Here is an 18329-nt window from a genome sequence, read left to right on the forward strand (position 1 = left end):
TTGTTTCCGTGGCGAGGATGGTGTGCTGTCAGTGCGTGGGGAGGCGGAGGCCCTTGTTCATACCCAGCGGGTATGGGCAAGGGCCGACAACGCGGCCAGGCGCGACATCACTCCACCGCAGTAGGAAGAGAAACCTGATAGGGGCTCTAAGGGTTGGCCATTCGCAAAAGCAATCACTACAACATCACTTGAGTCCACAAGCCTTGTAGTAAAGCGGCCACAGATGCAAAGCAGAAAGGCGACACAATAGTCACCACCATCGGATGCGCCAGTCGCTTGCTGTCCCACTTACCAATGGACCCACACTCCGTTTGCCGTGTGGAGGCCCAGCTATAAGCACTCTTACGAACCTGGAATTACAAATCCACAACGCGGTATCGCCCTACCTTACAGACCAATCCAAGAGTGGAGATTCAAGGCTGTAGCGACATTCGCACTGGTAAATAGTCGACGAGAAAGACTCAGGTGACTCTTGCCTAAGAGCTCCTATCAGGTTTGTTTCCGTGGCGAGGATGGTGTGCTGTCAGTGTGTGGCGAGGCGGAGGCCCTTGTTCATACCCAGCGGGTATGGGCAAGGGCCGACAACGCGGCCAGGCGCGACATCACTCCACCGCAGTAGGAAGAGAAACCTGATAGGAGCTCTAAGCCTCCGCAACCCGTGTGTCGGTGGCAGTGGGGACGCAGGTCGCCACCGACTGAGGGCACTACCTGGATCCTCAGCGATCCACGACGCGCACAGACGGCCACAGACGGCCAGAAAGATCGAACTCGTTGGTGTAATACTTCGCGCATCGTCGGTACGGCACACCCACTTACCTGGTGCACCGACCGCGCAAACCCACGTCCCTTGCTAGGTCGATCGGCTAGCCGACCACACGCTCACCAAGCTATTTTTATCCAGCCGGTTCGGCTACTCGCATCCCACAGGTGTGGTGCGATCGAGCCTGGTAGTTCACGAAAGTGCCGCTCCGCAAGGAGAGCATTGGGTAGACAAGCGGGGACCGAGACAGCGCTAAACAGCAAGCTCCCTAGGTTGAAATAGGCTCACTGACGGTTGAGATACTCATTGATTCGCTCCAGCTGCACCGCAACAGACTTCGGACCTGTCGCACCATGCGTAGAACGAGCAGCCAAGGCACCCTCGACATCCAAAACCTCGCGCACCGACGGATCAAGGTGCTCAGAAATCGCCCGCAAATCAGCATCGGCCACCTCATGTAGTTCAAGACCGGTACTCTCGCAGTGCGCGACCACTTCACCAGCTACCTCGTGGGCGCTGCGGAATGGGATGCCCTTGCGGACCAGCCAATCGGCAACCTCCGTAGCCAGCGCAAACCCGGTAGGAGCGGATGTGCGGATTCGGTCGGTGTTGAAACGCATGGTGGCGACCATGCCTGTCACCGCCGGGAGTAGCAATTCTAGGTTGTCCAATGAATCAAAGACGGGCTCTTTATCTTCCTGCAGGTCCTTGTTGTATGCAAAAGGCAATCCTTTGAGGGTGACGAGGAGCGATTGCAGGTTGCCAACCAGCCGGCCCGATTTCCCACGAGCCAGCTCGGCCACATCGGGGTTTTTCTTCTGCGGCATGATCGACGAACCGGTGGAAAAGGCATCGTCGATTACGACCCAGCTGAACTCCTGACTGGCCCAGAAAATGACCTCCTCCCCCAGCCGAGACAAGTGCACGCCAATCATGGAACAGACGAACAGTAGTTCAGCGGCGAAGTCGCGATCTGCTACCGCGTCGATGGAATTCTCGGCAGCGGTGGTGAACCCGAGTTCCTCTGCTACGGCTTGCGGGTCCAGCGGCAACGATGAACCCGAGAGGGCACCTGCGCCCAACGGGCAGATAGCCGCACGGCGGTCCCAGTCGTCAAGTCGATCCACGTCCCGGCGGAACCCTTGGGCATGGGCTAGCAGCTGATGGCCAAGAGTCACGGGCTGGGCGTGCTGGAGATGAGTGAATCCGGGAGCCGGAGCGCTGGCAAGTCCTTCGGCTTGATCGGCCAGGGCCGCGATCAGTCCCAGGAGGTTTGCACGAAGGGCCTGCGCCTGATCGCGGCAGTAAAGGCGCAGGTCGGTAGCAATTTGGTCGTTGCGACTGCGACCAGCTCGAAGTTTGCCGCCTACGTCGCCGAGTTTTTCGACTAGGCCACGTTCAAGGGCGGTGTGGACGTCCTCGTCGGCGAGGGTGGCGACGAATGTTCCGTCAGCGACTTCGGTATGCAGCTCATTGATGGCGCCAAGTATCTGGGACAGCTCGCCTTCGCTAAGTAGACCAGCGCGGTACAGAACTCGGGCATGCGCAGCCGAGGCTTTGAGGTCATAGGGAGCCAAGCGCCAGTCGAATTCGATGGATGCGTTGAGCGCTTCCAATGCTTCACTTGGCCCGCCTTGAAAGCGGCCACCCCATAGTTTTGTCATATCCTCGTCTACCTTCGTTTTTATGTTTCAGATGCGCACAAGGCCGTTGGTGGACCCATGTGGTTTCGTTCACGGTCTCTCCCCCGGTGGCGAGCCAGTTCCGCGAGGGCATTGGAGATCAGCCGATGGCCTGGAGTCCGCCGCGCCGGTAGGCCTGGCCTATTTTGGCTGCCGCTACGTGCAAATTGCGACACGAACAAGAGCTTCCTGGCACGGTCGCCGCAACTAGGCGCTACGACGGCTACCAGCTAAGAGTTCCAGCCAAACACACGGCAAGACGCCGAACGTTCTTTGGGTTAAGACCGGAGAACGCGCCAGAACAACGGGTGCGGGCGTCGCCGATCGGCGACGCCTCTCACGCCCGGAAGCCTATGCGAGATTCACTCGCCCTTCTTGACCCGTTCGTTTCGTTCCGCGGCCAGCTTCGCGGGCATCGACCACAGCTCCACGAATCCCTTGGCGTGAGACTGATCGAACGTATCGCCCTCATCATAGGTGGCTAGATCGAAGTCATACAGGCTCGCATCGGACCATCGACCGGTCACCGTCGCCTTACCAGCGTGCAAATGCAGTCGGATGTCCCCAGTGACATGCTTCTGTGTGTGATCAATGAACGCTTCAAGCGAGTCTTTCAACGGTGAGAACCAAAGGCCGTCATAGACCATTTCGCCCCAGCGTTGGTCGACCCCACGCTTAAACCGGGCTTGTTCACGTTCCAACGTGATGTTCTCAAGCTCTTGGTGCGCAGCGATGAGAGCGATCCCGGCGGGAGATTCGTAAACCTCACGGCTCTTGATACCGACCAAACGGTCCTCGACCATGTCGATCCGGCCCACGCCTTGTTGCCCGGCCCGGTAGTTGAGCTCACTGATTAGTTCAAACGCCGTCTTCGTTTCGCCATCGAGGGCGACGGGCCGCCCACCGTCAAAACTGATGACCACAGTGTCGCCATCGCGAGGCTGGGCCGGATCGGCGGTGTAGGAGTAGATATCCTCAATCGGCGCATTGCCAAGATCTTCCAAGAATCCCGTCTCGACAGCCCGGCCCCACAAGTTCTGATCAATGGAGTACGGAGACTTGGTGGTGACGTCGATCGGAAGGTCACGTTTCTGCGCATAGGCGATGGCCTTATCCCGGGTCCAAGCGAAGTCACGGGCCGGAGCCACAACAGACAGATGCGGGGCCAAAGCGGCCAGACCAGCCTCGAACCGCACCTGATCGTTCCCCTTACCCGTGCAACCATGGCTGACAACAGTTGCCGAGTGTTTGATCGCGGCTTGGGCAAGGTGCTTGACGATCAGAGGCCGCGAAAGTGCGCTGACCAACGGGTAGCGGTCCATATAGAGCGCGTTGGCGGCCACCGCCGGATAGCAATAGTCAACCGCGAATTCCTCCCGCGCATCGACGACTTCGGCAGCGACTGCCCCGCAGCCCTCGGCCCGCTGGCGTACGACCTCAAGGTCCTCCCCACCTTGGCCCAAGTCGATCGCCACGGCTACCACTTCGGCGTTGAGTTCCTCGGCCAGGTATGGAATCGCAACGGAGGTGTCCAGCCCTCCGGAGTACGCAAGCACGACCCGTTCTTTGCTCATTGTTTCCTACTCCTTGAGTTCCTTGTGGTGACCTGGCGACTTGCCAGCCCACTGCAGCATTTGTTCGGCCAGCTCCACCCCGAGCAGCCCTTCCCGGGCCACCAGAACGACCGTGTCGTCTCCAGCAATGGAGCCGATGACTTCAGAGATGCCAGAGCGGTCGATCGCGCTGGCGAGGTATTGGGCCGCTCCTGGCGGGGTGCGCAGAACGGCAAGGTTGCCCGAATGGTCAGCCGAGACCAGTAGTTCCCGGATGAGTCGCAAGAGCCGGTCGGGGGCCTGCGTCGCGTCGCGCAGCGGGCGTTCACCTTCAGGGAAGATGGAGTACACGCTTGCGCCTCCGTCGGTGCCGCGCACCTTCACCGCACCCAGTTCCTCCAAGTCCCGCGACAGTGTGGCTTGCGTGGTCTCGATTCCGTGTTCGGCCAGAAGCACCGCCAGCTCTCCCTGCGAGCGAATCTCGTGGCGGGCGATGATGTCGACAATGCGGGATTGCCGGGCAGCCTTCGTGGTCGGTACGGTCATGGTCTGTCTCCTATTAGCCAAGTCAACAGCGCCTTTTGCGCATGCAGTCGATTCTCCGCCTGATCGAGGACCCGCGAGGCCGGTCCATCAAGCACCGCCGATGTTATTTCCTCTCCGCGGTGGGCAGGTAGACAGTGCAACACAATCGCTTCGTTGTCGGCATTGTGGAGCAGTTCGGTGTTGAGCTGGTAACGACCCAGGTCAGCCCGGCGTTGCGAGCCATCGGACTGCGTCATTGACGTCCAGGTATCCGTTGTGACGACATCGGCGCCCGTGACGGCTTCGACCGGATCTTCGGTGAGGAGGATTTTCGCCCCTGCGGCGCGCGCCGATGAGATCAGGTTCGCATCGGGCTGATAGGCCTTCGGCGACGCCAACCGCAACTCACAGCCGGTCATAGCGGCGATGGCCACATAGGAGCGCCCCATGTTGTGGCTGGTGTCGCCGAGGAAGGCAATGGATGATTGGGCCGGGTTGTGGCCGTTCTCGATCATGGTTTGCAAATCCGCCAGCAGCTGACAGGGATGCCAATTGTCGGTTAGCGCGTTGATCACCGGCGCGGAGGAGACGCTTGCCAGCTCCTCAATGTCGGAGTCGGCCCCTGTGCGCAACACGATCGCGTCGACGTACCGCGACAGCACCGCTCCGGTGTCGGCGAGCGTCTCGCCTCGCACATGGTGGGTGTTGGCCGTGTCAATGACCAGTGGGTTTCCTCCCAATTCGGTCACGCCGACTTGAAAAGAAACCCGGGTGCGGGTTGATGCCTTGGCGAACACGAGCGCCACAGACTTGTCTTTGAGCGTCTGGAATTCGTGCCGGTGGGCCTTCATCTGGGCTGCGAGCGCGAGGATCTCAGCCTGCTCTGCGGTGGAGATATCGGAGTCTTTCAGGAAGTGCCGTGGTTGTGAACCGTGCGGAACTGATGCGCCCATGATGAGATTCTCACCTGTAGCGGCCCGGTCGTGGGCGAGGATCTCCGGCGAGTTGCGGGGAGTGTCGGTGATCATTCGGAGGCTCCTTGTGCGAGGTGGTTTCCGCCAGCGGGGCTGGCCTGTGAGCTCGTGGCTTCGGCAAGGCTGGTGGCCAACGCCGCGCAGAACAAATCGACTTCTGCCTGGGTGATGGTCAGCGGCGGGGCTATCCGGATGGTGTCGGGCCGAACCGGATTGGCCAATACTCCGTGCTTTTCGAGCCTCTGGCAGACTTCGGCGGCATTGGTGGTGTGAAGTCCAATGCCACGCCACAGCCCATGGCCTCGGACTTCCGCTACCGCGGGGTGCCCCTTTAGGGCTGAGAGGAGATGCTCTCCCATCGCCGTGACATGACTCAGCAAGTCGTCATGGGCGATGGTGTTGATGACGGCGAGGGCGGCCGCGCATGCCACCGGGTTACCTCCGAAGGTGGAACCGTGAGAGCCTTTGACCAGCACATCTGCGTACGGTCCGACCCCGATGCAGGCGCCAATCGGTAGCCCGCCGCCGAGTCCTTTCGCGACGGTGATCAGGTCGGGCGTGATCTTGTCGCTGTGATGGGCAAACCAGCGCCCGGTGCGGCCAATACCGGATTGGATCTCGTCGCATACCAGCGCGGCGCCAGCCTTGGTACATGCGGTCCGAGCCTCGGCCAGATACCCCTTGGGCGGCACGACCACGCCAGCTTCGCCTTGCGTCGGTTCCAAAAAGACGGCGGCGACATCCTCGCCCAGCGCCTCTTTGAGCGCTGCGGCGTCTCCATAGGGCACGAACGTGACCTCGATGCCAAAAGGCGCGAACGGCTGGCGAATGTCGCTTTTCCCGGTGAGAGCGAGTGCTCCCAGGGTCCGGCCGTGGAAACCGCTCTCGGCCGCGACGATGCGCCGCCTGTTATCACTGGCACCGGCGAGGAGGGCAATTTTGAGTGCGGCCTCGTTGGCTTCGGTGCCCGAGTTACACAAGAAGACTTTGCCCACAACACCTGCGATGTCCAATAGTTGCTCGGCCAACCGTATCCCTGTGGGGTGCGCGTAAAGGTTAGACGTGTGTGCCAGGTGGCGTACTTGGTCGCACACGGCCGCGGTGATGGCGGGGTGGTTGTGTCCGAGCGCGGACACGGCGATTCCGCCGATCATGTCCAGGTAACTCTTGCCGTGAACATCAGTGACATAGCGCCCATGACCGGACTCTAGAGTCAGGCGTGGGTGTCCATAGTTCCCCATGAGCGCCGTGGATTGCCGCTGATGCCATTGGTTGCCAATACCCTCACCACTGAGGGCCGCGGATGTGTAGCTCATGAGTTGCCTCCTGGAGCGGGGGTGACGGTGGTGCCCACGGGCGTTCCCTCTGCCAGCGCAGCGCGCAGCAGGGCGCTGCTGTCTCGTCCGTCGATAATGTGCGCGGTGCCGACTCCGGCTTCGACTGCCCGCAGGCAGCCTTCGGCTTTGGGGACCATTCCGGCAGATAGGTGCGCCAACATCCCTTTGAGGGCTTCGGTGTCAAGGTTTGGGATGAGGCTGTCGGTCTCAGGCCAGTTGGAGTACAGGCCCGTCACGTCGGTGAGGACGATGAATTTGTCGGCCTTGATTGCCGCGGCGATCGCCGCGGCAGCGGTGTCGGCGTTGAGGTTGTGGACGGCGCCACCGGCGTCGGGAGCCAGGGTCGAGACGACGGGAATGCGGCCACTGGTGAGCAGGTCGCGCAGGATCGAGGGGTTGACCGATCCTGCGTCACCTACCCGACCGATGTCGACGGGTTGCCCGTCTATGTCGGCGTAGCGTTTGACTGCGGTGAGGAGCCCGGCGTCTTCTCCTGACAGGCCGACGGCGACTGGTTGGAGTTGATTGATGTGTCCGACGAGTTCCCGATTGACTTGTCCATGCAGCACCATTCGGACGATGTCGATCATGTCCGGTGTGGTGACTCGCAGGCCGCCTTTGAATTCGGACTCGATGCCGAACCGGTCGAGCATCGCCGAGATTTGCGGGCCTCCTCCGTGGACGACGATGGGTTGAATTCCGTGTTCGCTCAGGCAGAGCAGGTTGGCGGCAAATTGCTGTTGCAGTGCCAGACTGGTCATGGCGTTGCCGCCATATTTGATGACGGCAGTGCTGGTGGTCACGTTTTGGGTCTCAGGTTCGTTGTGGTTCATGAGGAGTAGGCCGAGTTCTCTTCGACGTAGGCGTGTGAGAGGTCGTTGGTCCATACGGTGGCGCAGTCGTCGCCCGCGTTGAGCTCGATCGTGATGTCGACAGCTCGCGAGGTGAGGTCAACGAGGCTCCGGTTTGCCGCGGCCGCTGTGTTGCGGCAAATCTGGACACCGTTGATGGTCACGTCGATGCGATCGGGTTCGAACTTCGCCTGGCTGGTGCCGATGGCGGCGACGATGCGCCCCCAGTTGGGGTCACTTCCATATAGCGCCGTCTTCACGAGGTTGTCGCGGGCGACGCAGCGGGCGACTTCGACCGCGTCGTCTTCGCTGGCGGCCCCGGTGACGGTGATGGCGATGTCCTTGGTGGAACCTTCGGCGTCGGCGAGCATCTGCATGCCTAGGTCGTGGCATACGGCGGTGAGTTCGCTCGTGAAGGTTTCGACATCAACCTCGATTCCCGCGGCTCCGGAGGCCAAGAGAAGTACCGTGTCGTTGGTGGACATGGATCCGTCGGAGTCGAGCCGGTCGAAGGTGTGGCGGCAGGCGTGTCCGAGGGCTTCCTCTGCGATGGCGGAGTCGATGAGGGCATCGGTGGTGATGACGACGAGCATCGTGGCCAGGCCGGGGGCCAGCATTCCGGCCCCTTTGGCCATGCCGCCGATGGTCCATCCGGAGGTGGTGCGGCTGGTGTGTTTGGGAACCGAATCGGTCGTCATGATCGCTTGCGCGGCTGCTCTGTCATCGTCTGTGCCTAGCATGCTGACGGCCTCGGGTATGGCGTTCAGAAGGGCCTCTATCGGTAGCCTCTCTCCGATTAGCCCGGTGGAGCATACGGCCACCTCGGCGGCGGAGCACGAAAGGTTGGCGGCGACGCTTTCGGCGGTGCGATGAGTGTCGGCGAAACCCTCGGGGCCGGTGCAGGCGTTGGCACCGCCGGAGTTGAGCACGACGGCGCGCACCTTTGCGGCAGCGAGCACTTGGCGGCTCCACATGACGGGCGCGGCTTGCACCCGATTGGAGGTGAACCGGCCAGCGGCGACGTATTGCGGGCCGTCGTTGACGACCAGCGCTAGGTCAAGGGCATCGTTGTCTTTGATCCCTGCGGCTATTCCCGCTGAGCGAAATCCAAGGGCTTTGGTGACGGTCATGGGGCGACTCCATTCACGGCTAGGCCGGTCGCTTCGTCGAGTCCAAGCATGAGGTTGGCGCATTGGATGATCTGGCTGGCCGCGCCCTTGCCGAGGTTGTCGATGGCGCTACAGACGATGACGCGACCGGAGTCGGCGTCGAGGGTGGCTTGGAGCTGGACTGCGTTGGAGCCGAGGGTTGCACCGGTGTGCGGCCAGAGCCCTTCGGGCAGCAGCCGGACAAATGTCTGGTCGTCGTAGGCCTGGGCCAGGACTGACTGCACGTCGGCGGCGCTGATGTCGTCTCTGGTCGGCTTGGCGGTGACGGTGGCCAGGATGCCGCGTGGCATGGGTGCCAGTAGTGGAGTCATCGACACGCTCCTGGCGCCGGTGGCGGCTTTTATCTCTGGAACGTGCTGGTGGCAGCCAACTTTGTAGGGGCTGACGGCACCGGAGACTTCGGAGGCCAGTAGCCGCGCGGCCGGGGTCCGCCCGGCACCGGAGGTGCCGGAGGCGGCCACGACGACAACGTCGTCGGGCTCGACTAGGCCCGCGTCCAGCAGCGGCCGTAGCGCGACGATGACGGAGACGGCGTAGCAGCCGGTGGCGGCGACTCGCGTGGCAGTGGAGATGTCGGCGCGATGTCCGGGCAGCTCGGGCAATCCATAGGTCCAGTCGGGGTCGATCCGATGGTCGGAACCGAGGTCGATGACCTTGATTTCGGGGCTGAGTTTGCCAACGAGATGGGTGGATTCTCCGTGCGGGAGGGTCAGGACGACCACATCGGCGTCACTGAGGTTTTCTGGGGTGGTGCTGGCGAAGTAGTGGCCGGCGTAGGTGGCAAGGTGGGGGTGGACAGACGTGATGGCGGCTCCGGCGTGGCTGTGCGCCGTGGCGGCCGCGAGCTGGAGTTCCGGGTGGCTGGCGATCAGGCGGAGGACTTCTCCCCCTGCATAGCCTGATGCACCTGCGACAGCGACGCGGTATCCCACGTGGCAACCTCCCGAATAAATAGTCAGAATATTGAGTAATTATGCGCTAGGTCAGATTCTAATACAGCCCCCGCGCCGAAGCAACGGCAATTCCCAGCCTGTTGCACGCAAAAACTATGGTGTTGGTAACCATGACGATGGGTCGTGCCCGAAGGGGCCCTCAACGCCCGGTCCACTTCCGCGTACGCCCATCCCCCTCGGAAACGCAAACGCAGCTGCCCGAAAGGCATCGGACATATGAGTGAGGCCCTCGACCATCTCGGCACCGCCGCAGCAAACACCCCCGTCGTCAAGCACGTCTGGAGCGCGGGAAACAGCGTCTACGACGCATGGGGCGACCCCGCCCAGCTCACCGCCGCCGCAGCCGACGCGGCCACCAGTGGTTGGGCCCTGTATTCGGAAGTGAAAAGTCTGGGCGGATGGCTCACCGACCCCATCGGCAACCTCGCCGGCCTAGGCGTCGACATGCTGCTGGCCTTCGTACAGCCGATCCAAGACCTCATCCACCTCGTTACCGGTGACCCCGGCTCGATGGCCGACGCGGCGCGAGTCTGGGACGACGTCGGGGCCTCCTTGCAGGAGGCGGGCTCATACGTGGTCGAAGCTGGTGAGTCCAACCTCGGCGACACCTATAGCCTGGACGTCCTGGTCGCGCGAGGGGCCCTAGGCGTGGCCGGAACCTGCCTTTCGGGCCTGACGGTCCTTGGGTTCGGTGTGAAAATGCTCCTCACCATCGCCCAATGCATCGCCACGCTCGCCTATGAAATCATCAAGATGCTGCTATCTCAGCTAGTCAAACACCTCATCATCTCCGGCCTGGTCGCTCTGGCCACCGCAAAGATCACCCTAGGTGGGTCGCTGGGCAAGTTCCTGGCCTGGGCCAAGGTACAAAGCGCCAACACCTATATCAAAGCTGGCGGAAAGTACGATGCCACGCAGTCACTCATGGAAAACCTTGGCGGCGCGGTACAAGAGGAGGTCACGAAAATGTTCGGCGAGAACCTCAATAAGACACTGTTCAAGATCACCAACAGCACCATCAAGGACACCGTGCTCACGGTCTTGCCCGAGTCGGCCACCGGAGAGTCCTCAGTGAGCTCTCCCCAAGGCACCGGCAGCGGCGGCGGAGCCCTGTCCATTCTGATTAACCCGGAGGGGCTGCGCCAGGCATCCGCTGATGTCAACCATCTTGCCGGCGAGGTCGATGGCATCGTCAGCCGCTCCAATGACGCCGGTACCTCCGACATAACTTGGGGAGTCGTGGGAATTCCGTGGGCGGCGGGCTACTTCGCGGCCTCCAACGCCTATCGCCAGCTCATCAAAACCTCGGCAAGCGCCCTAGAAGTCTGTAGTTCCACTCTCGACCACCAAGCCGAAGCCTGGCAGAGCGTCGAAGACACGATCACGCAAGTGTTCGATGACTACGACGAAGAGATCAGCGTCAGCGAGCGTTGATGCCCCAGCTATCAATGTCTCCCTACGTCACCCTCTCCGCCCTTCTAGCGCTCCTCTCCGTGGTCTCCCTGCTCTGTGCCTGGATCGCGATGCGGCGCCGGGTCCGGGCCGACGAAGAATGGGCACAGGCAAACCCCGACTATGTCTTGCCTGCCTATAAGTGGGAAACCCGCAAAATATGGATGCGGCGCGGCTATGAGGCCAACCGGCGGTTTACCCGACGGGCGGGACCGGCCATCGTCGTCTACTTCAGCGTCTTCTCACTGTTGGGAGCATGGCTGACAGCAGCTCTCATGTTTCTCACCCTGGCCCCACCAGCGCAAGACGATGTCACCATCGGTGAAGTCCTCGACGTGCATCAATGCGCCAAACCGTGGTACTGGACCTCCGGGGCCTATGCGTGCTCTGTATCAGTGGATTGGGAAGACCCCGAGATTCAAAACGACCAGACAGTAACGGTGCACAGTCTCGAGTCGATGTCCACCTCATCGGAGGCGACACTGGCGAGCAACGGCACCTGGGTGATTCCCGCTCAGAGGCTCCAGGCCGCATCATCGTGGTGGGCCATCGCCCCAATTTTCCTCGTGGGAGCCTGGGGCATTGTGCTGGGTTCTCTACACTTCCCCCACCACTCCCACATTCGCCGCGTTCGTGACTGGCCTACCTATTGAGGACGCCTCCATGACTGTGAACCACTGGACCTATCACCTAACTGATCCTCCTGCGGTGCGACAACGCTCGGCGCAACTGGAGATCGATGGCCACCCGGCACGATCTTTGGTCGACGACGGAACAGTCGAGGTCGACCCACCTGACATGTACCGGTGGCTCCAACTGAAGCCCACCGCTAACGTCGACACCCGGCCACCACCGATCGCGGGGATGCCCGATGGGTTCGGCGTACTGGCCGTAGAAGTACGCTCCCGGGTCTCGATTCCCTTGCTGTTGGTCGATGGGAGGCCCGTATCAATCGGTCGCGGCCGCACCCGAATCGCCCTGCCTCCCGGCCACCACTGTGTCGAAGTGCAATCGAACTACACCAGCGAGCCGGTCATAGTCACCATCGGCGCGCAAACCACCGAGGAGATCGAATACTTCGAATCGGAGGACGGCCTCACCGCCGAATTCGGGCATCGGCCCGGTCAATACCGACCCATTCCCGGGCCCCGCTATCAGATGAAATCCCTCTACATACTCGGCCTGATAGCGGCCCTGCCGTTGTTCATCGTCGCCATTCTCGTCAGCGGCCGCGAAGCGTTGCTGATGTGGAGCGCAATTGCGGCCATCTACCTTCCGCTACTGGCATATATGCCGCGCCGATCCCGGTTTCGACGTCAGTGGGAAGAGGACACCGCCAACCATCTGCGTCGCATCGGTCGGCCCAGTTACCCCTATCCATGGGGTCAAACCGGCGACCACCTACCTGCGGCCATCGGCAAAGCAACGGTGAACCGCCCCTCCTCTAGCGTCCACGGCAGCGGATTGATCTTGCGACTCCGAGCGACCAGAATTCGCTACCCCAAGCCCAATAACGCGGCGGGAAACGCCCATCTGGCCATGTACCCGCTGGCCGCACCCAGCGTGTTCATCAATGGTCAACGTCAACCAGCCACCTGGGGAACCTGGTGGTATCCACTCCCCGCCGGTAAACACACAGTCCGTGTCGTCGTAGACGGCGTACCACCCGGGATCGGGCTCGGCTGCGTCCCCGACGACCAGGTGGAAGACGAATCGTACGAATTCGAGCTAGGCCACGGGGCACAAAGGGAAGTGTTCGCCAACGCGACCGTCCATACCATGCTCGACGCCCGCTCATCGAGCGTGAGTTTCTCCCGCCCCCAGCTATCGGTGCATGGGGCCCTCAGGGACATCGCATCCCTCACCACCACGTCGACCTGACTCCAGGCCCAGCAACACCTCCAACTCATCGTCGTTACCGGTATGGACGATTTCACCCCTTTGACACAACTTGACATATCGACAAAAGTCACTGATAGCCTCACCCCTACTTTCGTTTCGCCTCCACACCCCACCACGCGATCAAGGAGCCCACGTTGGAAGACTTTCTCGAAACCCTCGGCAGCGGCAACGACATGTACTGGAAGTACTTCGTCATTCCACTGCTTGTCGCCGTCAGTTTGTACTTCACGCTCAGATCATTGGGAGTGCAGTTTCGGTTGATTCCACACATGTTTCGCACCATTAGCGAAACACCGGGCCAAGCCTCCGACGGTAAAAAGGGGATCTCCGCCTTCCAGGCGTTCTCCATCTCGGCCGCCGCCCGTGTCGGCACTGGCAACGTCGTCGGTGTATCGGTAGCCATCAGCGCTGGAGGCCCCGGCGCGGTGTTCTGGATGTGGGTCATGGCGATCATCGTCGCTGGAGCCGCATTCGCCGAATCAACCCTCGGACAGCTGTACAAGATCCGAGAGAAGACCAGTTACGTAGGTGGACCGGCCTATTACATGGAACGTGGGTTGGGCAAGCGCTGGATGGGAATGCTCTTCGCGGCCATCCTCATTTTCACATTCCCGTTCACCTTCATGATGGTGCAATCGAACACCTTCACCGGAGCTGTCAACAACTCCCTTGAGGCAGCCGGAGGAACCAACACCAACGCCAGCTCGGTCATCATCACCCTGATCTTGGTGACTATGATCGCCGCCGTCATCTTCGGCGGGGTACGCCGCATCGCCAACGTCGCCCAGACCGCAGTGCCACTCATGGCGGCGATCTACCTGGTCATCGGTATTGCGATCATCGCAATGAACATCGACCAGATCCCCGGCGTCGTCAGTAACATCTTTGGGTCAGCCTTCGGTCTACGCGAGGTCGCCGGAGCCACCATAGGTACCGCCATCATCGTCGGTGTCCAGCGCGGCATGTTCTCCAACGAGGCGGGTATGGGTTCGGTTCCCAACGCCGCGGCCACCGCCTCGGTGAGCCACCCGGTGAAGCAAGGACTGACGCAAAGCTTCGGCGTGTACTTCGACACCCTACTCATCTGCTCCATCACCGCCTTCATCGTCCTGGTCTCCAACCCCACGCTCGGAGACGAGGAGATCGCTGGCGACCTGGTGCAGATGGCCATCGGTGAGTCCCTGGGCGCCTGGTCAATCCATGTCCTGACCGTCGTGCTGCTGTTCTTGACGTTCACTTCGTGCCTGGGTAACTACTACTACGGTGAATCGAATCTGCGATTCATCACCAGCAACCGATTCGCGTTCACCGCATTCCGCTCGGGCATCTTGGTGGTCGCGTTCATCGGTGGTATCGCCACCCTCGACCTGGTGTGGGCGTTCGCGGACGTCACCATGGGCGTCATGGCAGCCGTGAACCTCTTGGCGCTGATTCCGCTGAGCGGAATTGTCTTCAAGCTGCTGAAAGACTACGAGGAGCAGACAAAACTCGGAATCGACCCCGTGTTCACACGCGACCGCATCCCTGGCCTCAAGGGCGTGGAATGTTGGGAGCCCGAAAGTGAACGTCCCGACGCATCGACAAACGAGTCGGCCACCGATTCTGCCGTGAAGCCATAGGACGTTCCGCCACTTCGAGTGTTTTAGGCCCACGGGTCTTGCACAACAGGCAGAAGGGGTCTGCCGACCGCAAACGCGGTGGGTAGACCCCTTATCTTTGTCGACGTGAATGCCGTAGAGTTCCGCGCCGATCGCGACCGCCCTCATTTGCTGCACCTAGTAGCCGACCAGGTAATCCAGGCCACCATCGACCTGGACGACCCCACTTACCTCGACGCCGAGTACATGCAGCGCATGACCTACCTGATCGACGCGATAACGCCGACTGGTCAACCGCTGCGAACCTTTCACCTAGGCGGTGGAGCCCTTGCCATGGCCCGCTACATCGCGGCCACCCGCCCGCGCTCGTACCAACAGGCAGTTGAACCCAGCCAGGAGATCATCGACCAGCTACGGCGCTACGCTCCCCTGCCACGAGGGGTGAAAGTCAAAATCCGCACCGGTGACGCGCGCACCCAGCTGGAGGCAGCACCGGAGAACTGCTACGAACTGATTATCACCGATGCCTTTAATGGGGCCAGAGTTCCCGCCCACCTGACCACCATCGAATTCCTGCAACAGGTCAAACGAGTGCTCAGCGGTGGAGGCCACTATACGGTCAATCTCTGTGATGGCGGCAAACTCCACTACTTGAAGTCCTGCCTGGCGGGGATGGCTGAGGAATTCGATCACCTCACGCTCATGGCCGAACCTGCCGTGTTGCGGGGACGCCGTTACGGAAACGTGGTCGTTTGTGCCGCAGAGACGGCATTGCCCGAAGACGACATGCGCCGCCGCGCTGCGGGGGCACCATTTCCCTGCCGAGTCGTCAGCGGGTCGGAACTTGCCAAGCTCATTGGATACGCCAAACCGTTCACTGACGCTACCGCGCAGGCATCTCCGCCTCCGCCCAAAACATGGCGCGAGCATTGACCACCGTTAGAACATCTCTTCGGGCACGGCGATCGACCTCGCCACCGCGCGAAACAACCAGCTCCCCAACCATAGTGGCCCACCGCAACAACGATGTTCGCACGTTCAGGGACCTCCACTAAAGACAGTGGAAGTCCCTGAACGTTGCCCGATGGTCTACACGTCGCGCAACGTGGCTCCCAGCCGTTGCGCTGCCTCGGCAACACCGGCATCACGCACTTCGACGGCTTCCTCATTGGTGAGGGTTCGGTCGGAAGCCCGCAAAATCAGCTTGAACGCCAGCGACTTACGCCCCTCTCCAAGTTTTTCGCCCCGGTACACATCGAACAGCTCGACATTCTCCAGTAGCTGGCCGCCACCGGAATGCAGCGCCGCTGCGACCTCGCCTGCCGGGGTGTCCTCGGATACGACTAGGGCCACGTCGATCCGCGCCACCGGGTAGTGCGAGATCACTGGTGCGGCGGCGTTGCCCGCGAAGGGCAAGGCCGTCACATCAAGTTCAACCGCACAGGTGCGCTTTGGCAGGTCAAGTTTTTCGCACACTTCAGGGTGCAGCTCGCCAGCATGGCCAATGACCACCGAGCCAACAGCCAGCTCCGCACACCGGCCCGGATGCCACGGGGCTCGCTCACCTTGGCGCACGCTCAGTTCGAGGCCACAGGCGTCGACGATGACTTCGGCGGCCTCAATGGCGTCCGACCAGTCAAAATCGCGGCCATGGGCCCCGGCCGCACTCGGGTCTACCTTGCCGCACAACAGGGCCGCCACATGCCGTGGCTGCTGTGGGCGACGGGCCTCCGCTTCGGCCAACTGTTCGTCGCTGGGGCGGTGTTCCACCGGCAACTGCACATAGTCGGCCTTATCCCATCCCGCCACTGGCAGGAAGACGAGACCCTCCTCGAACAACGCCAGATCCTTGGCTCCGCGCGACAAGTTCAACTGCGCGATCCCCACCAAACTGGCCAATACCGAGGTACGCAGTTGCGGGCGACTGTCGTCTAGCGGGTTGAGCAGCCGGAGAGCCTCGCGACGTTCGTCGTCGGCGGGCAAATTGAAATCCTCATGCCGTTGCGGCGAGACGAAGGGGAAGGAGAACGTCTCCACGAATCCGTTGTTGGCCAGTGCGTTGGCGATGCGGCGACGGCGACGCTGAATCGGCGTCAGGCCGCGTCCGGCATAGGCCTTGGGCAGGACCGACGGAATCTTGTCGTACCCGTCTAGGCGCACGACTTCCTCGACTAGGTCAGCTGGGTCAGTCAGGTCGGGCCGCCAGGAGGCGGGGGTGACCTGAACCTTCTGGCCAAGGTCGGCGACGATGCAGCCAGCGGCAACCAGCATGCCGATGACGGTGCCCTTGCTGTACTCGATGCCAGCCACGCGACTCGGTAGCGTCACATCGAACGGGATGGGTTCGCGACGGGAACGATTGTCGATGTCGGTGACGCCGTGGCGTACCTGGCCGCCACCGTACTCGACCAACAGGTCCAGGGCCCTGCGGATGGCTACCGCGCTGAGGGCCGGGTCGACGCCACGCTCGTAGCGTTTGGATGCTTCGCTAGAGAGTTTATGCCGTCGCGCGGTTCGGGCGATGGCGATAGGGTCCCATATCGCGCCTTCCATGAGCACACGCGTGGTGTTGGCGGATACTTCGGTGGAATCGCCGCCCATTGTCCCGGCCAGGGAGACCGGCCCCGACTCGTCACAGATGACAATGTCTTCAGCGTCGAGTTCGCGTTCGACGTCATCGAGGGTCGTCAGTTTTTCACCTGCGGTGGCACGGCGAACAACGAGCTCCCCTTGCACCTTGTCGGCGTCGAATGCGTGGAGTGGGTGGCCCAGGTCCAACATGACGTAGTTGGTGACGTCAACCGCAAGCCCAATGGGCCGCATTCCGGCTTGGGTGAGCCGGTCGGCCAGCCATTTGGGACTGGGCGCGTAGGCGTCCACACCGTCGACTTCGATCAGGCCGAAGCGTGGACAGCCCACTGGGTCTTCGACTCGTACCGAGTAACCTGAGTCGTTGCCTTCGGGTTCGGCCACCAGGCTGGCGGGGTCGGTGAACGTGACTCCAAGTTGATGCGCGACTTCGCGGGCGATACCGCGCATCGAGAAGCAGTGTCCCATGTCGGGAGTGACGGCGAGTTCGAATACGACGTCGTCAAGGCCGACAGCGGGTCGAGCGTCGTCGCCGGGAGCCACCTGTAGGTTCTCGGGCAGCACGATAATGCCATCGTGATCCTCCGAGATGCCCAGTTCACGGCCGGAGCAGATCATTCCTTCGCTCATACGGCCGTAGGTTTTGCGTGAGCCGATGGCGAAGCCGCCAGGCAGGACCGAGCCCGGCAGCACCACTACCACGAGGTCGCCTTCGGAGAAGTTCGTCGCCCCGCAGATAACCTTCTGTGGTTCGTCCTTGCCGATGTCGACGTGACAGTAGCGGATCGGTTTCTTGAAGCCGGTGAGTTCCTCGATCGAGGAGACGCGGCCGACGACGAGGTCGCCTTGCACGTTCTGGCGCAGGTCGGTGACGTTTTCGACTTCGAGCCCGGCGGCGATGAAGGCGCGGTCCAACTCCTCGGTCGGTAGATCAGCGGGCAGGGCGACATATTCGGCGAGCCATGTGACTGGTACCAGCATTGC

At 61.7% G+C, this 18329-nt stretch carries 14 protein-coding genes; 5 read left to right on the plus strand and 9 right to left on the minus strand.

The window, feature by feature from the left end; all coding sequences use genetic code 11:
• Positions 1–1044 precede the first annotated feature (1044 nt).
• From argH to argC, 8 genes are all read right to left on the minus strand, one after another.
• The gene (gene argH, locus JQS30_RS09825; protein ID WP_213170110.1) at positions 1045–2424 is read right to left on the minus strand and encodes an argininosuccinate lyase; all 1380 of its coding nucleotides are present in this window, start codon (positions 2422–2424) and stop codon (positions 1045–1047) included.
• Positions 2425–2804: 380 nt separating this feature from the next.
• Positions 2805–4016: an argininosuccinate synthase gene (locus JQS30_RS09830; RefSeq protein WP_213170111.1), complete on the minus strand. Its 1212-nt coding sequence runs from the start codon at positions 4014–4016 to the stop codon at positions 2805–2807.
• Between the two features lie 6 nt (positions 4017–4022).
• The gene (locus tag JQS30_RS09835; RefSeq protein ID WP_213170112.1) at positions 4023–4541 is read right to left on the minus strand and encodes an arginine repressor; all 519 of its coding nucleotides are present in this window, start codon (positions 4539–4541) and stop codon (positions 4023–4025) included.
• Positions 4538–5473, minus strand: a complete 936-nt coding sequence (gene argF / locus JQS30_RS09840) for an ornithine carbamoyltransferase (RefSeq protein WP_213173034.1) — start codon at positions 5471–5473, stop codon at positions 4538–4540. The genes JQS30_RS09835 and argF overlap by 4 nt, the downstream gene beginning before the upstream one ends.
• A gap of 71 nt (positions 5474–5544) precedes the next feature.
• Entirely contained in the window at positions 5545–6810 is a 1266-nt protein-coding gene (locus JQS30_RS09845; protein ID WP_213170113.1) for an acetylornithine transaminase, read from the minus strand.
• Entirely contained in the window at positions 6807–7634 is an 828-nt protein-coding gene (gene argB, locus JQS30_RS09850; RefSeq protein ID WP_246497850.1) for an acetylglutamate kinase, read from the minus strand. Before argB ends, JQS30_RS09845 begins: the two co-directional genes overlap by 4 nt.
• A gap of 26 nt (positions 7635–7660) precedes the next feature.
• Complete coding sequence (argJ, locus tag JQS30_RS09855) at positions 7661–8812, minus strand: bifunctional glutamate N-acetyltransferase/amino-acid acetyltransferase ArgJ (RefSeq protein ID WP_213170115.1); 1152 nt, start codon at positions 8810–8812, stop codon at positions 7661–7663.
• The gene (gene argC, locus JQS30_RS09860) at positions 8809–9783 is read right to left on the minus strand and encodes an N-acetyl-gamma-glutamyl-phosphate reductase (RefSeq protein ID WP_213170116.1); all 975 of its coding nucleotides are present in this window, start codon (positions 9781–9783) and stop codon (positions 8809–8811) included. The genes argJ and argC overlap by 4 nt, the downstream gene beginning before the upstream one ends.
• A gap of 237 nt (positions 9784–10020) precedes the next feature.
• Here argC and JQS30_RS09865 point away from each other — a divergent pair, with 237 nt between their 5' ends.
• The 5 genes from JQS30_RS09865 to JQS30_RS09885 all read left to right on the plus strand — a co-directional run bounded on the left by JQS30_RS09865 (position 10021) and on the right by JQS30_RS09885 (position 15689).
• Positions 10021–11238, plus strand: coding sequence for a WXG100 family type VII secretion target (locus JQS30_RS09865; protein ID WP_213170117.1), 1218 nt, complete (start codon positions 10021–10023; stop codon positions 11236–11238).
• Positions 11238–11909 (plus strand): hypothetical protein, encoded by a 672-nt coding sequence (locus JQS30_RS09870; protein ID WP_213170118.1) that lies wholly within the window; start codon positions 11238–11240, stop codon positions 11907–11909. The genes JQS30_RS09865 and JQS30_RS09870 overlap by 1 nt, the downstream gene beginning before the upstream one ends.
• A 10-nt stretch (positions 11910–11919) precedes the next feature.
• The gene (locus JQS30_RS09875) at positions 11920–13137 is read left to right on the plus strand and encodes a hypothetical protein (RefSeq protein ID WP_213170119.1); all 1218 of its coding nucleotides are present in this window, start codon (positions 11920–11922) and stop codon (positions 13135–13137) included.
• A gap of 155 nt (positions 13138–13292) precedes the next feature.
• Complete coding sequence (locus tag JQS30_RS09880) at positions 13293–14777, plus strand: alanine/glycine:cation symporter family protein (protein ID WP_213170120.1); 1485 nt, start codon at positions 13293–13295, stop codon at positions 14775–14777.
• A 105-nt stretch (positions 14778–14882) separates the two neighbouring features.
• The gene (locus tag JQS30_RS09885; protein ID WP_213170121.1) at positions 14883–15689 is read left to right on the plus strand and encodes a spermidine synthase; all 807 of its coding nucleotides are present in this window, start codon (positions 14883–14885) and stop codon (positions 15687–15689) included.
• Positions 15690–15845: 156 nt separating this feature from the next.
• On the opposite strand, the gene pheT is transcribed toward JQS30_RS09885, so the two are convergent.
• Complete coding sequence (gene pheT, locus JQS30_RS09890) at positions 15846–18326, minus strand: phenylalanine--tRNA ligase subunit beta (protein ID WP_213170122.1); 2481 nt, start codon at positions 18324–18326, stop codon at positions 15846–15848.
• Positions 18327–18329: the final 3 nt, after the last annotated feature.

The sequence above is a fragment of the Natronoglycomyces albus genome, assembly GCF_016925535.1.
Lineage (GTDB): Bacteria > Actinomycetota > Actinomycetes > Mycobacteriales > Micromonosporaceae > Natronoglycomyces > Natronoglycomyces albus.

Excerpts from the sequence above, each read along its gene's own strand:
- JQS30_RS09865 (WP_213170117.1), top strand. The coding sequence starts at position 10,021 with ATGAGTGAGGCCCTCGACCATCTCGGCACCGCCGCAGCAAACACCCCC.
- JQS30_RS09830 (WP_213170111.1), bottom strand. The coding sequence starts at position 4,016 with ATGAGCAAAGAACGGGTCGTGCTTGCGTACTCCGGAGGGCTGGACACC.
- pheT (WP_213170122.1), bottom strand. The coding sequence starts at position 18,326 with ATGCTGGTACCAGTCACATGGCTCGCCGAATATGTCGCCCTGCCCGCT.
- JQS30_RS09835 (WP_213170112.1), bottom strand. The coding sequence starts at position 4,541 with ATGACCGTACCGACCACGAAGGCTGCCCGGCAATCCCGCATTGTCGAC.
- argH (WP_213170110.1), bottom strand. The coding sequence starts at position 2,424 with ATGACAAAACTATGGGGTGGCCGCTTTCAAGGCGGGCCAAGTGAAGCA.
- argF (WP_213173034.1), bottom strand. The coding sequence starts at position 5,473 with ATGGGCGCATCAGTTCCGCACGGTTCACAACCACGGCACTTCCTGAAA.
- JQS30_RS09845 (WP_213170113.1), bottom strand. The coding sequence starts at position 6,810 with ATGAGCTACACATCCGCGGCCCTCAGTGGTGAGGGTATTGGCAACCAA.
- JQS30_RS09870 (WP_213170118.1), top strand. The coding sequence starts at position 11,238 with ATGCCCCAGCTATCAATGTCTCCCTACGTCACCCTCTCCGCCCTTCTA.
- JQS30_RS09875 (WP_213170119.1), top strand. The coding sequence starts at position 11,920 with ATGACTGTGAACCACTGGACCTATCACCTAACTGATCCTCCTGCGGTG.
- argJ (WP_213170115.1), bottom strand. The coding sequence starts at position 8,812 with ATGACCGTCACCAAAGCCCTTGGATTTCGCTCAGCGGGAATAGCCGCA.